Here is a 17,142-nt window from a genome sequence, read left to right on the forward strand (position 1 = left end):
GGCGATCGAATGCGCCTTTGCGCACGGCGCGAGGATTGCGCCAAGCCCACCGGACTGCTCAGGCCTCCGTATTCGCCCGGAATCCACAACTTGCAGCTATTGCTCTAGCCAAAAGCAAGGATTGACGAAGGCGGTGGTCGCTAGGACAGTGCGCCAATTGGCAATCATCTCCCGATAAGACGAGACAATCCGGTCCTTGATGCTTCAAAATGCCGAAACTTTGGGCATCTTTCTTTCTGGGTTCCCTGAGGCTAACCTCGGCTCATATTTGTAGTTCTTTTCCGGTGGGCTCGGAATGCTGATCGTCCTGACGATTTTGACTATTTGGGTTCTGCTCAACATCCTGTTCGTGTTGATCGTGGTTCCCCCGCGCAAGCCGCGTCGGCAGCCGATGGCGACGACGCTATCGCCGGCCCCTGTCGACCCCAGCCAACGAGACCTCGAGCAGGACGAACCCTTCTCGATCCGTCATGTCATCGTCTCGGTAGCGATGGGGGCATTCTTCGTGCTGGTGCCGCCGTTGCTCGCCCTGCGCGATGCGATCATGCGGCTCTTCGGCAGGTCGTCGCGGGATGGAACCTGATCCCTCGAGCCTGTGGCTCCAGAAGACCGGGAAGTCGAGCGGCTAGTACGCCTCCTGGAACATCACTGCGGATGCGGTGCGGGCCATGATCTTCAGATCGAGCCAGATACTCCAGTTGCTGACGTACCAGACGTCGTACTCGACCCTCTTCTCCATCAGGTCGATTGTCGGCGTTTCCCCTCTGAACCCGTTCACCTGCGCCCAGCCCGTCAGGCCCGGCTTCATGTGGTGCCGGTAGACGTATTTGCTGATGAGCTCGTCATAGTAATTGTCATGTGCCAGCGCGTGCGGACGCGGGCCAACCAGTGACATATCCCCGCGCAGCACATTCCAGAGCTGCGGCAGCTCGTCGATGCTGGTCATGCGAAGGAATCGTCCGATCTTGGTGACCCGGGCATCCCTCTTGGTTGCCTGCGTAACTGTCTCGCCGTTCTCACTGACGGTCATGGTTCGGAACTTCCAGATCTCGAACGGCCTGCCGTTAAAGCCGCGCCGCGACTGCCGGAAGATGACGTTCCCCGGGGAGTCCAGCTTGATCAGCACGGCGACGGTCAGCAGCAGCGGCGTCAGCATCACCAGTGCAAACAGGGCCACGCCAACGTCGAGACAGCGCTTTTGCAACCGCTCGAAAATGTTGAGAGGCGGCCGCTGGATTTCAACCGCGACGGTTCCACTGACCGGCAGGAAGGGACGGGCCACCAGATCAGCGACTGGATCATCCGGCAGCAGGCGTATGGGCTGTGGGACGGCGCGCAAATGGTGTCCCAGCTTGCGGAGCATCGGCAATTCGTTCCAGTCGATCGCAAGCAGATATTCGTCGACATCAGCCGAGCGCGATTGCCGGATCACGTCGCGAATCTGCCGCTCCCATTGGCCGTCATCCCGATCGGCGCCGAGCACGAAATGGCGCGTGACATCGAAGCCATTCCTTCGCAGGTCCTTGAAGCGGCTCGAGGTGAAATCGAGCGGCTTGAGGCTGAGCAGGATCACCTTGCGATCGACCAGCCGGCTTCTCGCAAAACTCGTGCCGAACACCGCCTGCCAAGCGAAGCGGAGACTGATCAAGCCAAGTCCGCCGATCACGGCGAACACGATGACGGTGCCACGGGAGAGATTGTCCGTCGATTTCAGCAAGAAGGCCGCAACGGCGAGGATCGTCAGTGACGTCAGCCAGATAAGCACCGCCTTTCGCAGCTGCCAGACGATATTGAGCAGACGGTGCGTGGCGTAGACGTCCCGGAAATAGGCGACCGCGACGAACACCACGCCGACAAACAACCCAGCGCCTACCGAAGCGCCATCGGGCGAAGCGACCGCGGCGCCGTATAGCGAGGCACCGGCGGCATAGCTCAACAAGATCAGCAGAAAGTCGGCAGCCATGACGACGATCTGAAATGGCCTCTGAAGAGAGCTGCCGCGCGTCGATGACAGCGCGTGGGCGTTTTCAGAACCATAAGTTGCAACAGCCATTCGTACCTCTATCAATCGAGAGAGTGTCTGACGCTCATCGTGATGCTGAAGACTCGTCAATTCCCCGCGCGGAAAGTGTTGGTTGATCGCAGCGAGATTGTGGCGCTGCACGCAAAACTTTTGCGGCGCAAGGATCATGCGCGATGTTGAAATGCGCAGCGAAATTCGACGCGCTGAAAAAGTCGTCACAGTGATGACATATGAGCGAACGCGTTGCCCTATTTTGAATCAAGTTCCACGTGCAACGCGATGACTTGTCGTCGCGCGAACGACTCGTCGCTCATCTTTCGAGCGATGAAATGCGCCAATGAAGCAAAATGAATCAGTTGCGAGAATTTCGACGGATTTCTATCTGGGCGTGCGTCGCAAGAATCGCCCCAGGCATGCAACTTTGCCGCGCTCTCGCGTTTAGCGATGCATTTGTGCGGACCGCTCGTTCGCGCTGTCCGTCGACAACAAGGTCGGCAAAAAATGCCGCCCTTCTTTTGGCGTGATCGCGCTGGAGAACAAGGACGCTCCCTCACCGAATTCACGTTGTTCGCGTTGGATGCTCTCCGGTGCCGGCGACTTGGGGAAATTTTTTCGACGACCCGATCGATTGAGCCCCATGATATCTCTCGCCCGACCACGCTCGCCCACCCCCAAGCCGCAATTGCCGGAGGGAGTTCGCATCTATGCGATCTCCGATATTCACGGATGCGCCCATCTGCTCCAGCCCATGCTGCGGGTGATCGACGCCGACGTTGCCCGCAGCCGGCCGCGCTATGCGATCGAGGTCTTCATGGGTGACTACATCGATCGCGGCCCGGATACGCGCGCCACTCTCGACGTCCTGGTCGAACGGAGCCGCCGGGGCAACGCAGTTTTCCTCAAGGGAAACCACGAGGCATTTCTGGTGAGGGTGTTCGAAGATCCTTCGCTGTTCGAGGATTGGATTGCGGTCGGCGGGACCCAGACGTTGATGTCCTACGGGCTCGCCCCACCGGACCTAAAGCGCGACGAGCCGGCATCGATATTGCGCGATTTGATTCGGGCAATGCCCACCGAACATCTGGAATTCCTGGACAATTTGCGGCTGAGCTTCAGTTGTGGCGACTTCTTCTTCGTTCACGCCGGCGTTCGCCCGGGCGTTCCGCTGGCCGAGCAGACGGAGCGCGATCTGCTCTGGATTCGCGAAGAGTTCCTGCGGAGCGAGGAACAGTTCGGCAAGTATGTCGTGCACGGACATACGCCGGTCCGCAGTGCCGAATTCCTGGCGAACCGCGTCAACATCGACACCGGCGCCTATGCGACCGGCAACCTCACCCTGATGAGCATCCAGGGCAGCCGCATGCTCGCGGTGTGAGGTGGCGACAGCCGCCTGCCACTGACATGCGAGACGGCTTCACAAGGATGGACTGGTTGATCCACGACTCCGGGCCAAACCCTAGTTGAGCAACGGCGGCTTCTCTAGCCGCGCACGCGTCTGCGCCATCCAGTCGCTCCAGGCTCGTTCGTGCTTGATGTAGAGTTCCACCCAACGCTCGCCGTGCTGGGCCTGACGGACGCGCGCCGCTTCGCCGATCAAGTCGGTGTCCGGCTTGTCCAGCGCTTCGAACTCGATGGTTTCCGAGATCGTCAGACCAACGAGCACGCGCTGTCCGGCGCCATCCACGAAGTAGCGTCGTGGAGCGTCCTTCTTGGGCTCGCTCATGTCATCATGCCCCGTCGTTTCAGTGTGTAGCTGGATGCCGACAACGAATTGGACGACATCTAAAAGGCTCGTCGGGCGTGACCGAACGTTGAGGTGGGTTGGGACGCCTGGTGTGACGCGCCGTAGGATGCGTTCGCACCTCTTCGTTGGACGCGCCAAGCGCTCAGCGCGTATCCAAGGATAAGGCCAGCGCCGAAAATGGAAGCGGAGACAAACGTAGAAGTCATGGAGTCGCCCTGGATGGTCCGGCTCGCATCAAGAGCGAGCAGTGTGTCGACATCATGGTTCTTCAGGATTCATGAGCGCCGAAAGATTGTTCAAGGCCCGATCCCTTGTGCGCATGAAGCACTCGTGCCAAGCCTACCGGCCCTTGCCACATCTCGTCTCGATCGGTGACGATCACCGAATAGTCCGTGTAGCGACCACTCTCTATATATATGTGTGAAGGACGGGTCGCGGCCCGGCCGCGCATTTGGCCGAGCAGATGCGTCGAGCAGACCTCGTCCCAGGACGAGGAATTTCGGGTAGATCGGTCGAGCCGTGCCCTTGCAACCGTCCGTCCGACGTCGCATTATTTCCCATCGCATTTCAGAGGGATTCAATCCAATGAACTTCCGCGCCCTTATTCCATCCATTGCCTTGGCCGCCCTTGGCCTCACCGTGACGGCCTCCGTCGCGCCGGCCGCCGAGCTCGCGCTTGCTCCGTCACATCGGGCGGCCGCCGTCCAGGGCGGTGTTGTGCTGTGGGATGACGTTTACCCGCCAGCGATCTATGGTCCCCAGCTTCGCCCGGTCGAGGAAGTCGCAGCCATGAAGGCGCAGGCGCGGCCCGTATCCCAACGCTGGTGGGGATATTGGTACGTCCGGTAAGGGACGGAGCGATTGGGCTTGAGCGGAGCTCGGCCCGACTAACCATCGCCGCCACGCGGGGCAACCGGGTGGCGGCAGTTTTCATTTGAGCCGCGCCAATAGCCCCAGACGGGCGGCGGGCGCGCGCCTTGCAGCAGTCGCATCGATCAAAGGCGCTTCCGAGCACCGGGCATTTCGCGCGAAGCGGCTCGCATTCACCTCAAGTCGATATTCTCAAGCCGGACGCCACCGCCCAGCCGGAGCTGATCACGCTCGTCTCGAAAGCGCCCGCACACAACCGCGCTGGCCGAAGGCGCCCTAACCTTGCGGAAAGTCGTCGACATTCAATCCCTGGTTACAGGGAATTTTGCAGGGAAAAGTATCTGCTGCAGGGACGCGACCGGGCATGAAATGGCCAAATGAGCGCTGGAATCGTGGCATTGCGGCGCGATGCATGAGATTCGGAACAGGGAAATTCCGCTGATGATCAGGGAATGTGCTCGCGCCAAGCAGGCAACATAGCACCCAATTGTCTCGCCCACGTCTCCTGCAGTTTCGTAAAACGCTATGTAGTCTTGCTCTCCAGCTACAATTTGAACGGGAGCGAGATGGGACACCGCGTTCGCGAACGCTCGTCTGGGCCGGGAGCGCTCAGAGAACTGCTGGCCCGCCGCATCGGCGTCGCCTGCGTGGGCGCCACGTCGCCGATGCCGTCTCCCGTCGAGTTTATCCACCCAGCGTTAGCACCGGGTCGCGCAGACCGGTCCTTGCTGATCGGTCCGATCGATCGACCGCGCGTTAGCCTGTCCAACTGCGAGCTTTAGTCGTTCGTGAATCACATTGACGTCTTTGCATTCGACGCCTCCGTTTCTCTCTGCGCCTCCTACAGGTGTCCACTCATCGAGAGGTTCATCCTGATCTCGCGAAGCCTCGAGCAAACTCGGTGCGAACGTTGTGAGCGATCACTCCCGCTGAAACTAAGTCAGATTGGTGGCGTTGGCTTGAGCCCCCCAGTCTCAAGGAGTTGTCATGCCTCCAACGTCAGACTCTGTCTTTTCTAGCCGACAGGCGCTCCCTTGGATCGTACTGGCGCTGGTCGCCGTCCTTGCTATTGGTGGGTTCATTTGGACGCAGCGAAAGGTCGAAGCACTCCAGGCGATGGCTGCCACGCACCAGGACGTCGATGCCCAAGAGGTTAAGCAGGCGCTCACCACACTTCAGCAGACCGTTCAAGAGGTCCAGTCCGATCAGCGGAAGATTGGCGAGCAAGTAGACGGCCTTCGCCGAAAGCTGGCGTCAGAAGGAGGTGAGCGCAAGCTTCTGTCCGATCAGCTGGGAGCGGTAAGCGCACGCGTGGACGGGCTGGCCTCCGCGAACGCGAACAGCAGCATCACGGCTGCCCCACAAGCGCCGAAGAATAAAAATCGGAATGCACGCGATGGCGCACGGTGACTGCAGCACCGCCGCTGATCAAGGATGCGTGGGGCGGCTTGCCTTGCAGGCTGCTTTACCTCATGAGACCAGTCAGGCCTGTGTGGCGCTGCCCGCCGCCGTCACCAAGGCAGGGCTCGCACCTCATGCCCGCGGGCGGAAGATATTTTTCCTTCGGCTCCTGCGAGGCGGGAACGTGTGGCACCGACCTCCGATCAGGTTGGCGAAGCAGACCTTGGCACGCACCGGCGTCGATCTCGACGCTGGCCGATTGACGCTCAAAAGACCCACATTTGGCTCCGGCTTGCTTGTAACGCCAGAAGCCAACCATACCAGCCCACAAGCACGACGATAATCGCGGCGGAGATCACAAGGTATGGCAACTTGCTTTGGTTCATCGGCAGCTCAGCACTCTAATCAGGCTCGTTTAGGTCGAATGCGACAATGGCATGCACAACATCGATCGGAATCGATACTTTACGAAGACGTTCGCGCCGAGATCATCAAAAGATCGATGAGTTCTCCGGCGGAACCTCTGAAAGAGGCTGAGTAGTCGTTCCAGCCTGAATGGCGACTGAACCGTACGATTTCCGTTGCTGAGCGGACTTCTTCCTGAGATAGGGAGTGATCTCTCAGAGCGGCTCAAGTTCTGCCGGTTTCCGTGCCGACGTGTCAAAAGCCATATTCCGCCGATGGAATGGTCGCGGTTGCAGGCTTCGGCGACACCGCGATGACATTCGCCTTTGGCCGTACCAATGCGCCTGCGAGGCCAAACACCTGGTACATCCGGTGGGATTGCCTATCCGCGAACCAGCAATTGATGACAGGATTCCGGTCGCCGGCCCATCCGAACTCGCGCAGTCCTCGGCGAAACGCCTCCACGGGGCGCCAGCCAACGGTGCCCCCGGCGTCCGGCTGTACGGGCACGCCCATTGGTAGTGCAATGGTCGGCTGAAGCGTGGGCGTGATCTTGACCAAGTCCAGCAGGGTCGCCGCCGCGATCATCATGAGAATCCCACCAAGGCTGAGCGTGATCTGCATCGCAAGCCCCTCCGATATGTCGAGCAGCGCCAGGAGGCTAGCGAGCGTCAGCAGGACGCCGAGGCAGAAGATTGGCAACGAGTGCTTGCCACAGAGGATGGCGCTGCGCATCACCGCGGTCGTCAATGCTTGCCGATTGGGCGGCACGAACCATACCGCCACAACAGCAAGAGCCAAGAAATGCAATAGACGCAACGGATCGAGATTGGATTTGTCCAGCGGGTAAGCCAACTTGGTCAACCCCTGCGGGATGAACGCTTCCAACGGCATGATTCTCCAGCTCAATGCGATGACGAGGCTGAAGACCAGATAGAGAGCGGCAGGCACGAGCACCGTGCGAGACGTTAGCCAGGGGCGAACTCTTTCACCCTCGATTACCATCCACGCGCCAAGGACCGCCAATAGCTGCCAGGCCAGTGGATTGAAAGCCCAATGGCCGCTCGGCCACGCCGGCATGGACCAGCCGAACATTTGCACCAGCGCATAAAGCGCCAGCGAGGCGCCAAGCGTCACGTTCGGCATTCGGAGCAGCAACCACAGCAACGGCGCGAAAAAGAGGTGGAGAAGCACGAAGATCGGCAATACGTCGGTATTGACTGGACGGTATTGCAGGATCGCTGCGTGCGCGAGCGCCGAGCCCGGCTGGTCCAACAGAATGCGCGTATTGCTCTCATCAGCAAGACGGTCCCCGCCTGCGAGGTGAACCAAGATGGCGCAAGCGAGGGTCAGCAGTAGAAATGCGACATAGATGTCCCAGCTTCGCCGCAGTGTCCGGCGGATCACGCTGGTCCACCCCTCGCAACTCCGTACCTTGCCATAGGCCAGCGCGCAGGTGACTCCCGAGACGAACATAAACACTTCCGCGGCATCGCTGAAGCCGTAGTTCCGTAGCGTCAGCCAACTTCCAATGTTATTGGGGACATGATCAAGAAAGATGCACCAGAGCGCGATGCCGCGGCAGGCATCAATGCGCAGGTCGCGGCTGTTGACTTTGAGCTCGGGCAGAGCGCCCGCAAATGGCTTCCGGGATGCGGTCCGATCCTGCATTGGCTTGCCTCGTCCAGGGTACGCGCAGGCTTCGATTAGGAACGATTGAGAGGAACCGAATGTGACAAAAAGCACGCTGCGGGATTCTGACAGCGCCGCAGTCCAGAATTGCTTCCCACCGACCCGGCCACGACAGCAATTGCGACAATGACCGTATGGCCGCGCTGCGCACAACCTTGGTGGAGAGGCTGACTGTCGTCATCATCTTGCAAGTGCCGCAGCCTGTAAATCGGCCGGAGGTCGGTACAGAGAGGTGCCTAGGTCCTATGACCAAGGTACCGTCCGGCCTGCCGTCCATTGGCCTCGGTCAGACACATGATGAGCAATTCATCGCTCGCATGGGATCGAGGGGGCCGCTTCACGTAGTCCGCTCCGTTCTTACCTGACGGCGAACCGCTGGCCGGACCCGCGATGGAAGATGGACCATTTCGAAGGTGGGTGTATGATTTTCTATTGATCTCCGGGCGGTCAGAAGACGGAGAGCTTTTTTATGAAGGTGCTTGTTGTTGACGATCACACATTGATTCGGGCCGCGTTGCACGCTGTCCTGAAGCAACTAAAGCGAGAAGCCGTCATATTCGAAGCTTCGAGCGGCCGAGAGGCCATGCACATCGTCGAGGAGCATCCCGATATCAGCCTCATTTTGCTTGATATCAATTTGCCTGATCGCGACGGATTCTCTGTCCTTTGCGAACTGCGCGATCACTATGCGAAGACTGCTGTCGTCATTCTCTCGTCCTCCGATGATCAAGACACGGTCAGGCGCGCTTTCAAACTCGGCGCGCTCGGTTTCATTCCGAAAACCACGGAACGCGAGGTGATGCTCAACGCTATTGAGTTGGTGTTCTCCGGCGGAGTTTACATCCCGTTGGAGATACTGGAGAAGACAGCGTGTCCACGGCATGCAAACGAGCCGATGGCGCCCGACTCGCTCAAGGGGCTCGGGTTGACCGATCGGCAGATTGAAGTACTTGCGCTCCTGATGAAGGGAAAGAGCAACAAGGTCATTGCCGGGATGCTCAATATGGCAGTGCCTACAGTGAAGAATCACATCACGGTCGTTCTCAAGGCGCTGGGCGTAGCGACGCGCACCGAGGCCGTCATAAAGGTCGGAAAGATGGGCTGGGAGTGGCCGCCGAAATTTGGATCATGAAACCGCCCCAGCGTCTCTCCCACCATCGTGATCCCTAAACAGCGTGTGCATGACAGCCCGGAGCTGCATTGGGTCGACCGGCTTATGCAGCAAAACGTATCCTCTATCCTTAGCGTCCCGCAGTGGTTCAGCTGCGGTATCGCCGCTGATGAGAATGGCAGGAATTGACGAGCCAAACGCCGCATTGATTTGTTCAATTGCCCTGATTCCGGTCTTCCCGCGTGCGAGATGATAGTCCGAGATTATGAGGTCGGGGCGTTGTTCGCGCTCAGCAAGTCGGACCAGTGCGGCTTCGTCGGATCCGGCGGCAAGAACCGAACATCCCCATTTGCTGAGCAATCCGCCCGTTCCCTCCTGCACGATTGGAGTATCGGCAATAACAAGAATTGCCTTGCCGTCGACTGCAAAAGCGCCGGGGTGTGGTAAGTCGGCGGGCGCTGCGGCTCTGACGCATTCGTCGACCTTCGGAACCAGGATCGTGAATCGCGAGCCGCGACCCACAGTTGAGGCGAGCTCGATTGGATGGTTCAGAAGCAAGCGAAGCCTGTCGACAATGGCAAGGCCGAGCCCCAGTCCGCCGGACCGGCTCTGCTCCGGAGCAGGAACTTGAAAAAACTCGCCAAAGATATTCTGCCTTTGATCCTCGGGAATGCCGGGACCTGTATCGTATACTTCGATGCGCAGCATTTCATCGCGTCGACGGCATCCGACCAGGATCCCGCCCTGCAACGTATAGCGTACAGCATTGGATACCAAATTCCGGAGTATGCGTTCGAGCAGCATGGCGTCGCTCCGGACCCAAGCGTCACTTGGCCTGACGCGCAAGCGCAAGCCTTTTTCACGCGTCGCCTGATCAAACGCCGTCTCGCTTTTCTGCAACAGGCGCCCGATCGGGAATTCCGTAACGTTGGGGTTAAGCATCCCGGCATCGATTCTCGAAATGTCCAGCAGCGAATTGAACATTTCGTCCATTTCCTTGCGCGTTGCGTCGACCCGCTCGATCGTCCTTGCCCTCTCCCCCGGTTCGAGCGGCGTGCGCAGCTGGGCAACAAACAGCCCTAATGCATGTAACGGTTGCCGCAAATCATGGCTTGCCATGGCAAAAAAGCGGGATTTTGCGGCACTGGCGAGCTCCAGTTCTTGCGTCCGCTCTGCGACCTTCCGCTCGAGTTCGACGCGCGCGCGACGCAGACGCTCCTGCGCCTTCTTGCGCACCTCGACATCGGCGCTCAGCAGCAAGCTTGGAACGGTAATGCTGATCAAGAACATCAACACCAGCAGGAACGATGCGTTAAGGTCCGTAGTTGTGAACGGGCCGCCGCCCGTGAGCGTGCCCCAGATCGTGATGCCCGCAAGCACCAGGGCGACCGTCGCGGTATCGCGTGGACCGCGGCGCAGCGCCGCCCACAACATGGGCAAGATCGCCAGAAAACCCAGTGGATCTCGGCCGGGCGTTTGCTCGATCAAAGGGCTGAAAGCAATGAGTCCAACAACCGCCGCTGTCGTGAGGACGCCGACCGTCTCCAGAAGCGCATGGCGCTCGAAGTCATGATAGCGGCTTGATGCCCAAAGCACGATAACGGGAGCAATGACCAGTGCGCCTGTCACATCTCCCAGCCACCAGGTGATCCACGCGTCCGCGAAACTCTTCTGTTCGATGTACCCGAAGATTGTCAGACTGGTCAGTCCAATGCTGGCGCTGATTGGCGTCGCGATTACGACGCAAATCACAGCAAACTTTGCAACAGAATTGGGACTTGAAAACGTGTTACATCCGCCCGACCACCGATTCATGAGATAAGCGCCTACAACCGCTTCAAGAGCGTTACCGGCCGCAATCGCGATTGCGGTAGCAACCGAACCCGCCGTCGTCGCATTTGCGATCAACGCTGCCGCAAAAATTGCTGGCCAGGTCCCATATCCCTGCAACAGCACCGCCGCCAGCGCAACACCTGTCGGTGGCCAAATTGGCGTTGCACTGGGATGAATGGACGCGAGAGCAAGCCCGCCTTTGGCCAAGACGAGATAGATCGCCCCGATTGCGATCAGGCTACCGACGTAGCTTAAGCCTCGGCTAGAATTTGTCTCGGGAGCTAATGATCGAGGATTGGACATCGTCCACGTCCTGGATTAGGCAATTGGTTCGTCCACCGAAACTGACTTTTGATTTTTGGATCCAAGTCGCTAGGTCGATACGGCAGGTGCGCTCAGATCGAATTGATCACAGCAGTCTGCTGGCGGACTAGGAGACGGCGCGTGCGATGGAGCTGGCCGACTCGCTGTTCAATCCCCGCGGATTGCGTCAGAACCAGTGGGACAGACAGGGCACCGTTGCACCCCGAGGAATTCGCGCCGTCTCGTGTTCACCCGAGCTTTGGGAGGTGCATCGTACGACGAAGACAGGCGCTCCGAAAGGCCGGATTTGGACTTGGGCTAGGTCGCTGTGTGCGACAAAGGCCTATCTCTCGTTGGAGTCTCGGGACTGAACCACTTGCACGATAGCTTGCTGCGGCGTGACGCGGAAGCGGAAGCTTCGCTCACAAAACAGAAGCATCTCCATGACCGATGAGGCGACGAGTCCGTTGCGTCGGCCGTGGCGTTTGCGATGGGCGGTGCAATTCTCCGTTGATCGAACAACCGTAAGGAAGCCGGTGATTGAGTGACCTCGTTCGACGACTTGCACGGCGGACATCATGTCTCGGTCAAGCGGACGGCGCGAGAAATCGGATTACTCCTGAGAAAATGAAGTCTCGGAGAGATTTCGTCGATTTAGGCGCGGGCCGGCCTACAGTCCAAAGCCTCGGCCAATATCCCGCATCAGCCTGAGCGCGGCGTCAGTATGGCGGCCATAGAACAGCGCGCGATCAAGCTGCGAAAAGATGCCCATTCCAAATAGCGCGATAGCAACGCCTCTAAGCATGGTTGTGGCCCGGGTTTGAACGATGCTGCGAAAGTTCAAAACGGCCCCAGCCGCAGGATGGGGTCAACAGCCGGGGCCGGCATTCCCATTCCAATGTGCCGCAATCGGCGGTAATCGGCACGCACTCAGCTAGCCACATGAAAGCTAATGAAGCCTTTCGCGGTTCGAGCGGCCCCCGCATTTGCCTGAGAATTTCACGACTTGGCTTCATCCCGTACCCGGCCTAGCATTGGCGAGCGCGACGCCAAACCGCAGGCGGTTTGGCAGAGCGATGAGGTTCTATGAGCCGCGGCTGTTGCGATGCGCCTTCAAACCCTCACTTTTGACGATTGGCTTGAGCACTCCTTTGGCCGCGAGGTTCGCTTTCAGCAAGCACCTTGGTATCTCGATGCCGAGCATGATTGGTGGGACCCGCCTCCGGACGAAGCCGTGTCTTATCTCACTCGACTGTTTGAAGACCCGGAGCCCGCGCTACTGGGATTTGCAGATAGCCAAATCGCGCAAGGCTTGACCTACCTCGTCAATACGAACGCAGGCGGCGATAACCAATGGCTTTGCTCACCAGATGTATCGGTCGACGACCGTGTTCGGTGCGTCGCTTCTATTGCTGCTTTATTTGCAAAATTGTTTGAGCCTCGTTGCGCTCCTCGCCTGTCCCACCTGAGCGAAGCCGATACCACCGCACTGAACGGTGTTTGCTACATGTGGTGGGACGCGTTTCCGAGCTTGGCTCTACCTGAGGATCCTGCCCTGCCAACGCTCCATGCACGCGCGCTGCATACCATGGAGCGCATCCTTCAGCTCAAATCCATCGCGTGCCAGGAAAGCGCTCTACACGGGCTTGGGCACTGGCAGCGGGACTACAGCGAGAAGGTCATCCACATCGTCGATGGCTTTTGCGAGTCGCATTCTGCGGCCGACCCGCGCCTTTCAGCCTATCCCCAATCGGCCCGGTGCGGATGCGTCCTGTGACCCTTGACGACCGTTCCAAGGGCAAAGCGGTCTGTTCCGCAATCTCGGGCCGATCGCAGATGGCAAGTAGAATGCGGTACGTAGCCGTGAGCGTGTCTCGACACGCGTCGTCGGCAACATGATGTGTTTTGGCGAAGTCGGTGCCTGCTTCTCTATGCCAAATGGCTTATGCGCTCGCTTCGCCGCGCCGACGGCTAGCTCGGGGGGGCGGTTGTGCAAGCGCTTCATCATGACGCCAGGAGTGTCGGTATTGGTGATGCTGAGCGACTGCACCGGTCAGGTAACGGTTTGGCAGCTAAGGCGAGCTAGGATGTAGCTGTCCTCGCCGACAGGCCAGCCAAGAGACTGCTATGCCTCAACATTGCGATGATGAATTAGCCACTATCGCGCGAGACATCTCAGCGAAGCAACTTCATATTGAAAGCCAAACCATCTTGATTGAAGTGCTCGAACGGGACGGACACGACATGATTGAGCAAAGAAGAAGCCTTGCCCAGGAACGATCAGACCTAGCAGCGCAAATCGCGCGACAATTCCGGCTGCTAGAGGCAAGGTGCACATCGGGCGACTGAGCTTCATTGCGGACAGTCATGAAATGATAGACCGTCGAAAGCTCGAGCGCATCGATGTAGACGAGGTGGCCTACATTTCAGGCGACGGCGCCAGCTTACGCTGTCGCGTGGTCAACATGTCGGAACACGGGGCATCCATTGAGCTTCCGTCGAAGCAGTACATGAACTCCACATTCAAGCTAATGCTCGAGAAAGATCGCGTCATCCGAAGTTGCCGCCTGGTCTGGTCGAGTGGCAATCAAATTGGAGTCGCGTTCGAGGATCTCTGAGGCCGAGAAGTTCATTTATAACCCGGTTCTAGGACGCGGACTCCAAAACATCGGCGGCCTGCACCGATTATCGACCACGACCGCAGTTATCCGTTTTCACGCAACCAAGACCCAGGCTGCCATTCCGCGTGTGGGCAGACGGGCAGAAGCCAGCATCAGTCTGCCTCACACCGGCAGCCTTGATGGCGCCCTCCCAGCGAGCGATCTCATCAAGCACATTATTTGCCAAGGTATTCGGGCCGCCCCGCTCAGGTGTAACACTCCGGCTGTTCTATAGGACACCGGAGCCCGAGGAATGTTCACTTCGGGCACGGTCCAGCGGTCCGCACGCAAGACCGGAGCATTAGCGCTCCTTAGCGAGCACCGCGCGACGACCTCGCATCGTCACTAATTGAATGAGATCCGCTGAGCCGGTTGATCGGCCTTTGTGAGCCCGCTCTCAAAACCCACCTGCAACGGATTACCATGAAAACCGGCATAAGCCCACAGCCCGAGCACGTACGTTTGCTGCTCGCCCATTTGTCTCCATTGCTCGTTGGCAGCCGGCGGATTGCTCGCGAGCTCCCTGGACCAATCAAGGAGTGACGCTCTCCCGCAGTCGGCGGAGCTGAGACCGGAGCCGCTCGCAGCCCAATTCCTTTTCGAACTTGGTGATTGCCGCAAGCGTAGGCTCAGCACGCATGCTCAGCAGACGCGCCATGTCGCGGGCACAAGTGTCTTCGGATCGAACAGACTCATTCTGCGCCTGCTGTTTCGGAACCATTTGCGACGCCGGATTTCCGCCAGAAGGCAGAGCGGTATCGCCAGCAAAGCTTTCGAATAGGCGCTGCACTTGGGGGCGCAGTCGAGTGCACGCGACCTCGCGCTGGAAGTTGATGATCTCTTCCGGCGTGGGGTTGGCGCGAAGACGCGCCAGCCTCGCTTCGTCGCGGACGCAGGGGTCTACGGTCTGGGGCGCCGCCTGCGCCGGAAGCGGCGGCTTTGGGACCGCTGCATTCACGGTTGGCGGTGCCGGCGCTGGACTGACTACGACCGGTTTCGGCGGGGTGGGCACCGAAGCTGGCGGGGGCGCCGGGGCGGCCGCGACGGGCGGCGCCGGCGCAACTCTTGTTGTATTCGGCACCAAGGAGATGGTTGCGCCGCCGAGGGAGCCATAGATGAACGGCTCCTGCCGTCCGCCGGTCATGGCGATAACTGCATCGCGAACACGGCCAAGCGTGATCCGGATGTCGACGTCGGGCTCGGCAAGGTGTCTGAGTAGTGCGATTGCATAGGGACTGTTAACGCCGTCGCCGTCATAGGAAATCGAGCCGGCCTTTGCGGCGTAGGCGACCAGCGTATCGGCCCCGACTTCATCAAGCTTCGCGAGCCCGCCCCTAGCCGGTGTGCGGCCTGCCGAGCGCAGCTTGGCTGCAAAGGGGTTGTCGCGGCAGGCGTCGAGCAGGATCAAGCGCAGGCGGCGTACTGGCTGCAACGCCCAGATGATGCGGTCGAGCGAGATAGCTTCATCGTCGACGTCGTAGTCGCGGCTCAACCTGGCATCCACCGGTATGAGATAGTTAGTGCCGCTGATCTCGATGCCGTGGCCGGCGTAATAAACTACCGCCATATCAGCGTTCTCTGCGGTGATGAGAAATTCCCGCACAGTGCGCTTGAACTCGACGACACCAAGATCGTTGCGCGAAATGACGACTTCGAAGCCGATCGATTTGAACAGAGCCCCGATTGCCGTGGCGTCGTTGATGGTATTGGACAGCGTAGATGCGTTCTTATAGGCAGAGTTTCCGACAATGAGCGCGACGCGACGCTCCGCTGCTGCCGCATCGGCGAACATCGCGCCGACGACAAGGCAAAGGCAGTAGATCAAGAGTTGGCGCAGCTTCATCGTGGCATCAATATCCGTAACTCCGCCATGAGCGTTGGCGGTACTTCGAGCGCTTTCTCGGCGGCTGGCCACTCTCCGTCACGGTGACGTTGATGACGTCGGAGAACACCGCCGGATCCTGTGGCACGTGGGCGAAGTCGGCGAACAGCAGGCGCAACTTGTGTTTGCCGACCGGGAGCGTGATCTTCGCTTCAGTCTGGCCGGCGCCGAAGTGCAGGTGGTTGAAGTCGTTCGGGATCGGCTGGTCGAGCGGAGGCAGCTCGGCATCGACAAGTAAATGATGATGCCCGGTGTTGGGCTTATCGTAGCCCGCCGGTGCGACGCCCATATTCAACAGGCCGAAGCGGATAACCGGGCTCGGGGAAATGTAAGAGCCGTTCTTCGGATAGATGAAATAAACCTTGGCATCCTTCGGGGAAAGGCGACGTCCGCCGGCCGTGGGTTGAACCGCCGCAGGAGGGGCTTGAGCTACCGCGGGAGCGGTCTGGTCAGTGACCTTGACCTTGATCCTCTCGGAGGTCACCGGCGGGGAATGCGGAACGTGGTTCTTGTCGCCGAACACAAGCTGCAAGGTGTGCTCGCCGGGCGTCAGCGAAATCTCTGCCTCAGTTTGTCCCGCGCCGAAATGCAGGTGCTGGAAGTCGTTGGGAATCTCGGAATTCAGTGGCGGCGTTGGCGAGTCAATTATCAGATGATGGTGACCGCTGTTGGCGCGGTCCGAACCAGCCGGTGCGACGCCCATGCCACGCAGGCCGAAATGCAGAATAGTCTTGGCTGGCAGCGTATCGCCGTCTTTCAATCCGATGAAATAGACGGCTGCTCCCGCCGGCGACGGCGTCGGCCCGCCAGTCTGCGTCTGCGCCTGTGCCGCCTGGCAATGCATCAAACCAGCAAGAAATGGAACCAGAACCAATGTCAGCAATCGGTGAATCATCGGCAATCTTCCCAATACATGGATCCACAATCTGGACCGCACTAGCCGCGGGAAACTGCAATAATTGCAAGCGTCGAGAAATCCCCATCCGCGCAGAGCGAAGGGAGATGAAACGATATTCCTTTGCCGCCCAATGTAAACCGAAATCCGGCGGCGCGAGCATCACCTTGCCGGTTGCGGTCGAATGAAGCATGCTGTGTCACATTGAATGTGACGTGTGCATACTTCCGATCGTTCTAGCCGACCGGAGATCACGATATGAAATCCGCCGTTTTGTCTGCGTTTTTCCTCATGGCGCTCGTTGAACTTGCGAGCACTGCAGC

13 protein-coding genes are annotated in these 17,142 nt (G+C 59.2%); 7 read left to right on the plus strand and 6 right to left on the minus strand.

Annotation, left to right across the window (positions count from 1 at the left end; genetic code table 11):
* The first annotated feature begins 295 nt into the window (after window positions 1-295).
* Window positions 296-583, plus strand: coding sequence for a hypothetical protein (locus IVB26_RS31055; RefSeq protein ID WP_247968845.1), 288 nt, complete (start codon window positions 296-298; stop codon window positions 581-583).
* A gap of 42 nt (window positions 584-625) precedes the next feature.
* Here the strand turns inward: IVB26_RS31055 and IVB26_RS31060 are convergent, their stop codons facing one another.
* Window positions 626-2,053, minus strand: a complete 1,428-nt coding sequence (locus IVB26_RS31060; protein ID WP_346732843.1) for an undecaprenyl-phosphate glucose phosphotransferase — start codon at window positions 2,051-2,053, stop codon at window positions 626-628.
* A gap of 607 nt (window positions 2,054-2,660) precedes the next feature.
* Between IVB26_RS31060 and IVB26_RS31065 the strand changes: the two genes are divergently transcribed.
* The gene (locus IVB26_RS31065) at window positions 2,661-3,398 is read left to right on the plus strand and encodes a metallophosphoesterase family protein (protein WP_247973314.1); all 738 of its coding nucleotides are present in this window, start codon (window positions 2,661-2,663) and stop codon (window positions 3,396-3,398) included.
* Between the two features lie 81 nt (window positions 3,399-3,479).
* On the opposite strand, the gene IVB26_RS31070 is transcribed toward IVB26_RS31065, so the two are convergent.
* Window positions 3,480-3,746 (minus strand): hypothetical protein, encoded by a 267-nt coding sequence (locus tag IVB26_RS31070; protein ID WP_247968847.1) that lies wholly within the window; start codon window positions 3,744-3,746, stop codon window positions 3,480-3,482.
* A 606-nt stretch (window positions 3,747-4,352) separates the two neighbouring features.
* On the opposite strand from IVB26_RS31070, the gene IVB26_RS31075 reads away from it, so the two are divergent.
* Both IVB26_RS31075 and IVB26_RS31080 read left to right on the plus strand, forming a co-directional pair.
* Window positions 4,353-4,616 (plus strand): hypothetical protein, encoded by a 264-nt coding sequence (locus tag IVB26_RS31075; RefSeq protein ID WP_246918874.1) that lies wholly within the window; start codon window positions 4,353-4,355, stop codon window positions 4,614-4,616.
* Between the two features lie 1,008 nt (window positions 4,617-5,624).
* Window positions 5,625-6,047, plus strand: a complete 423-nt coding sequence (locus IVB26_RS31080; RefSeq protein ID WP_247968848.1) for a hypothetical protein — start codon at window positions 5,625-5,627, stop codon at window positions 6,045-6,047.
* Between the two features lie 651 nt (window positions 6,048-6,698).
* Here IVB26_RS31080 and IVB26_RS31085 read toward each other — a convergent pair.
* Window positions 6,699-8,114, minus strand: coding sequence for an OpgC domain-containing protein (locus tag IVB26_RS31085; protein WP_247968849.1), 1,416 nt, complete (start codon window positions 8,112-8,114; stop codon window positions 6,699-6,701).
* A gap of 490 nt (window positions 8,115-8,604) precedes the next feature.
* Between IVB26_RS31085 and IVB26_RS31090 the strand changes: the two genes are divergently transcribed.
* The gene (locus IVB26_RS31090) at window positions 8,605-9,267 is read left to right on the plus strand and encodes a response regulator transcription factor (protein WP_247968850.1); all 663 of its coding nucleotides are present in this window, start codon (window positions 8,605-8,607) and stop codon (window positions 9,265-9,267) included.
* Here the strand turns inward: IVB26_RS31090 and IVB26_RS31095 are convergent.
* Window positions 9,262-11,382 carry an MASE1 domain-containing protein gene (locus IVB26_RS31095; RefSeq protein ID WP_247968851.1) on the minus strand — a complete coding sequence of 707 codons (2,121 nt, stop codon included), beginning with the start codon at window positions 11,380-11,382 and terminating at the stop codon, window positions 9,262-9,264. The two genes, IVB26_RS31090 and IVB26_RS31095, sit on opposite strands and share 6 nt — an antisense overlap.
* A 1,105-nt stretch (window positions 11,383-12,487) precedes the next feature.
* Here IVB26_RS31095 and IVB26_RS31100 point away from each other — a divergent pair.
* Both IVB26_RS31100 and IVB26_RS31105 read left to right on the plus strand, forming a co-directional pair.
* On the plus strand, window positions 12,488-13,159 hold the full coding sequence (locus tag IVB26_RS31100) for a hypothetical protein (RefSeq protein WP_247968852.1): 672 nt from the start codon (window positions 12,488-12,490) through the stop codon (window positions 13,157-13,159).
* A 595-nt stretch (window positions 13,160-13,754) separates the two neighbouring features.
* Window positions 13,755-14,000 (plus strand): PilZ domain-containing protein, encoded by a 246-nt coding sequence (locus IVB26_RS31105; RefSeq protein WP_247973315.1) that lies wholly within the window; start codon window positions 13,755-13,757, stop codon window positions 13,998-14,000.
* Window positions 14,001-14,574: 574 nt separating this feature from the next.
* Here the strand turns inward: IVB26_RS31105 and IVB26_RS31110 are convergent.
* A complete protein-coding gene (locus IVB26_RS31110; RefSeq protein ID WP_247968853.1) occupies window positions 14,575-15,885 on the minus strand; it encodes a caspase family protein in 1,311 nt (436 codons plus the stop codon).
* Window positions 15,886-15,892: 7 nt separating this feature from the next.
* Window positions 15,893-16,819 (minus strand): DUF4399 domain-containing protein, encoded by a 927-nt coding sequence (locus IVB26_RS31115; RefSeq protein WP_247968854.1) that lies wholly within the window; start codon window positions 16,817-16,819, stop codon window positions 15,893-15,895.
* Between the last annotated feature and the right edge of the window lie 323 nt (window positions 16,820-17,142).

Source organism: Bradyrhizobium sp. 195 (assembly GCF_023101665.1).
Taxonomy (GTDB): Bacteria; Pseudomonadota; Alphaproteobacteria; order Rhizobiales; family Xanthobacteraceae; genus Bradyrhizobium.

Coding starts and splice junctions, on each gene's coding strand:
- IVB26_RS31060 (WP_346732843.1), bottom strand. CDS start 2,053: ATGGCTGTTGCAACTTATGGTTCTGAAAACGCCCACGCGCTGTCATCG.
- IVB26_RS31065 (WP_247973314.1), top strand. CDS start 2,661: ATGATATCTCTCGCCCGACCACGCTCGCCCACCCCCAAGCCGCAATTG.
- IVB26_RS31115 (WP_247968854.1), bottom strand. CDS start 16,819: ATGATTCACCGATTGCTGACATTGGTTCTGGTTCCATTTCTTGCTGGT.
- IVB26_RS31080 (WP_247968848.1), top strand. CDS start 5,625: ATGCCTCCAACGTCAGACTCTGTCTTTTCTAGCCGACAGGCGCTCCCT.
- IVB26_RS31085 (WP_247968849.1), bottom strand. CDS start 8,114: ATGCAGGATCGGACCGCATCCCGGAAGCCATTTGCGGGCGCTCTGCCC.
- IVB26_RS31070 (WP_247968847.1), bottom strand. CDS start 3,746: ATGAGCGAGCCCAAGAAGGACGCTCCACGACGCTACTTCGTGGATGGC.
- IVB26_RS31090 (WP_247968850.1), top strand. CDS start 8,605: ATGAAGGTGCTTGTTGTTGACGATCACACATTGATTCGGGCCGCGTTG.
- IVB26_RS31095 (WP_247968851.1), bottom strand. CDS start 11,382: ATGTCCAATCCTCGATCATTAGCTCCCGAGACAAATTCTAGCCGAGGC.
- IVB26_RS31105 (WP_247973315.1), top strand. CDS start 13,755: ATGATAGACCGTCGAAAGCTCGAGCGCATCGATGTAGACGAGGTGGCC.
- IVB26_RS31110 (WP_247968853.1), bottom strand. CDS start 15,885: ATGAAGCTGCGCCAACTCTTGATCTACTGCCTTTGCCTTGTCGTCGGC.
- IVB26_RS31100 (WP_247968852.1), top strand. CDS start 12,488: ATGCGCCTTCAAACCCTCACTTTTGACGATTGGCTTGAGCACTCCTTT.
- IVB26_RS31055 (WP_247968845.1), top strand. CDS start 296: ATGCTGATCGTCCTGACGATTTTGACTATTTGGGTTCTGCTCAACATC.
- IVB26_RS31075 (WP_246918874.1), top strand. CDS start 4,353: ATGAACTTCCGCGCCCTTATTCCATCCATTGCCTTGGCCGCCCTTGGC.